This window comes from Micromonospora sp. D75 (assembly GCF_018070405.1).
GTDB classification, from domain to species: domain Bacteria; phylum Actinomycetota; class Actinomycetes; order Mycobacteriales; family Micromonosporaceae; genus Micromonospora; species Micromonospora chalcea.
Genome location: NZ_JAGPXV010000691.1, coordinates 1 through 2,944 on the forward strand (window position 1 = coordinate 1; position 2,944 = coordinate 2,944).

General features: G+C 76.3%; 2 protein-coding genes. Both read left to right on the forward strand.

Going from position 1 to position 2,944, the window contains the following annotated elements:
- The first annotated feature begins 269 nt into the window (after nt 1–269).
- Nucleotides 270–1,916, forward strand: coding sequence for a S1C family serine protease (locus KBX39_RS27725; RefSeq protein WP_210873319.1), 1,647 nt, complete (start codon nt 270–272; stop codon nt 1,914–1,916).
- Between the two features lie 93 nt (nt 1,917–2,009).
- On the forward strand, nt 2,010–2,813 hold the full coding sequence (locus KBX39_RS27730) for a hypothetical protein (protein WP_069089383.1): 804 nt from the start codon (nt 2,010–2,012) through the stop codon (nt 2,811–2,813).
- Nucleotides 2,814–2,944: the final 131 nt, after the last annotated feature.

The window sequence follows — 2,944 nt, forward strand, 5'->3', positions numbered from 1 at the left end:
GCGGCCCGACGCCGCAGGGGTGGCTCGTCCTACACCTGACAACCCTAGTCGGCCGGACGATCCGGTGTGCGCAGCCGGTCCGGCGCGTGTCGGCGCGGTGTCCGTCAGGTGTCCGGAACGAACCGGGTTGCGGGGCCGTGAGAGGGTCGGACAGCGGGGGAGACAAAGCCCGTTTCCGCCGGTACGGTCCATCGAGCCGCGAGCGGCGCACAGGGCCGGACGACAGCGGTCGGGGGCGTCGGCGAAGCCGACGGGGAGGACGGTCGAGCATGACAGGCGGGTACGGAACCGGCGACGGCGTGCCGGGGCAGGGCGGTGACCCGACGGCCGATCGGCCCGGACCGCTGCCGCCGCGCTTCGACCCGCCCGGCGGTCCGGCTCCGCTGTCCGGGTCGGCCCTGCCCGGGTCGGCAGCGGGCGGTGGCGGTCCGGCGTGGAGCGGCGCCCCCGGCCACGCGGCGCCGGGCACGAGCGACCCGGCCACGTCGCCGGGCGCGAGCTTCCCGGGATCGTCCGGGGGGAGCTACCCGGCGTCGCCGGGCGCGAGCTACCCCGGGTCCTCGGGCACCAGCTATCCCGCCTCGTCGGGCACGAGTTACCCGGCCCCGTCCTCGGGCGCGGGTCATCCGGCGCGGGCGACCGCGCAGCCGTCCGCCGGTTACCCGGGCCGCGCCGACGCGGCCGGGGCGTCGCCGTCGGCCGCCTACTCCGCGTCGTCGGGTGTCGCGACCCCGCCCGCGCCGTCCCAGCCGTCGTTCGGCGCCGCGCCGTCCCAGCCGGGCCCGTCGTCGTTCGGCGGCGCGCCGGCCCAGCCGGGGCAGTCCTCCTACGGCACGCCGTCGGCCCAGCCGGGGCAGTCCTCCTTCGGCTCGGCACCGGCCCAGTCCGCCCCGGCCTACCCGGGCCAGGCGCCCGCCGGGTCACAGTCGTTCCCGGGCCAGGCCTCGTCGCCGTACGCGGACCGGCACTCCGGCGCCCCGTCCGGCTCCGGCTCGTCCTACCCGGGCCGGCCGGTCTCCGCGCCCGCCTATCCGGGCCAGCCGGTGTCCGCGCCGTCCTATCCCGGCCAGCCGGCGGCGTACCCGGGTCAGCAGGTCTCCGGCTTCGGCGCGCCGCTCGGCCCGCCGGAGCGCGCCCCCCGGCGCAGCCGGCTCGCGGTGGTGGCGCTGGCCCTGGCCGCCGTGCTGGCGGTGGTCAGCGGCGTGCAGGCGTACCAGATCTACCGGCTCGACGACCGGCTCGCCGCCGCCGACAAGCGGATGGCCGAGGGGCAGGGCGCGGACGCCAGCCGGCTCGACGGCCTGGAGCAGCGCGCCGGCAGCCTGGAGAAGCAGGCCGGAGCCGCCTTCAACCCGGAAGCGGTGGCCAGCGCGGTGCTGCCGAGCGTGTTCCGGGTGCGGGCCGGGCAGTTCACCGGTACGGCGTTCGCCGTCGGCAAGGCCCCGTCCGGCGGCGGCACCACGCTGCTGACGAACTTCCACGTGGTCGAGTCGGTCTTCACCGCCGGTGAGCGCAAGGTGTTCCTGGAGCGCAAGGACCAGCGGTTCGAGGCGACGATCATCGCCACCGACAAGGACAAGGACCTGGCGCAGTTGCGCACCACCGCCAAGTTCGCCGGTCTGGTCGCGGCCAGTGATCCGGTGCGGTCCGGCCAGCAGATCATCGTGGTCGGCGCGCCGCTCGGGTTGCAGGACAGCGTCACCACGGGCGTGGTCAGCGCGTTCCGCGAAGACGAGCGCGGCGGCGGCCCGGTGATCCAGTTCGACGCGCCGATCAACCCCGGTAACTCCGGCGGCCCGGTGATCAACGGCGCCAAGGAGGTCGTCGGCATCGCCACGGCCAAGGCCCGCAACGCCGAGGGCATCGGGTTGGCGGTGCCGATCAAGACCGCCTGCGACCGGTTCCGCCTCTGCTGACCGGTCGCCCACGCCGGTGTGGGGCGACCGCAGCGCATCGACCCCGGCCCATCGGGCCACCCCGCGGGGGACCAGCTCATCTGGAGGAACGACATGTCCTACCCACCGGCCGGGGGCGACAACCCGCCCCCGGCGCCGGGGGGCACGGTCTACGGCAACGTGTACGGCAGCCGGCCCGCGCCCCAGCAGTACGACCCGAACCAGCCCGCCCCGACCCTGCACCAGCCCACCGCGCCCGACGGCGCACCCGGGTACGGCGGATACCAGCCCGCCGCGCCGGGTCAGCCGGGCTACGCGCCGGGCGCCGCTCCGGTGCCCCCGCCGATGTCGGCGCCGCCGGTCTCCGTACCGCCGGTCTCCGGCCCCGGCTACCCGCAGCCGCTGTCGGCCCCGCCGCTGTCCGCCCCACCGGTGTCCGGCCCCGGCTACGGCCCGCCGCCGATGTCCGGGCCGCCCGGCCCCTACGGACCGGCCGGCGGCGCGCCCGCCGGCGGCGGCCGGAGGTGGGCCCCGCTGGTCCTCGGCCTCGTCGCCGCGTTGCTGTTCGTCTTCGGTGGCGTGATGACCTTCCTGTACGTCTCCACGGACGGCGAGCTGGACAAGTCCCAGCGGCTGGTCAGCCAGCGCGACGGCACCATCTCGGCGAACCAGCAGGAGATCGAGAAGCTCAAGGGTGAGCTGAAGACGGTGCAGGAGCGGCTGTCGGACACCCAGCAGGACCTGACCGGCACCAAGAACGACCGGGACGAGCAGGCCCGGCAGAAGAAGGTCATCGCGAGCTGCCTGGACAAGCTGACCACCGCCATCGCCGCCGCGTCGCGTGGCGACCGGGCTGCCTTCGAGGCGGCGAACAAGGGCCTGGACAAGGTCTGCGACGAGGCCGAGAACTATCTCTGACCTGTGCTCGCCCGAGGCCGCCCCGGTTCGCCGGGGCGGCCGTCGCGTATCCGGCCGGGTGCGGTCAGGCGGCGCCGGCGGAACGCCGGGGCAGCGCGGTGACGCCGGGCGGCGGCAGGCCGGCCGTGGAC

What these genes read in the sequence shown, in the direction of transcription:
- KBX39_RS27725 (WP_210873319.1), top strand. Translation starts at nt 270, where the DNA reads ATGACAGGCGGGTACGGAACCGGCGACGGCGTGCCGGGGCAGGGCGGT.
- KBX39_RS27730 (WP_069089383.1), top strand. Translation starts at nt 2,010, where the DNA reads ATGTCCTACCCACCGGCCGGGGGCGACAACCCGCCCCCGGCGCCGGGG.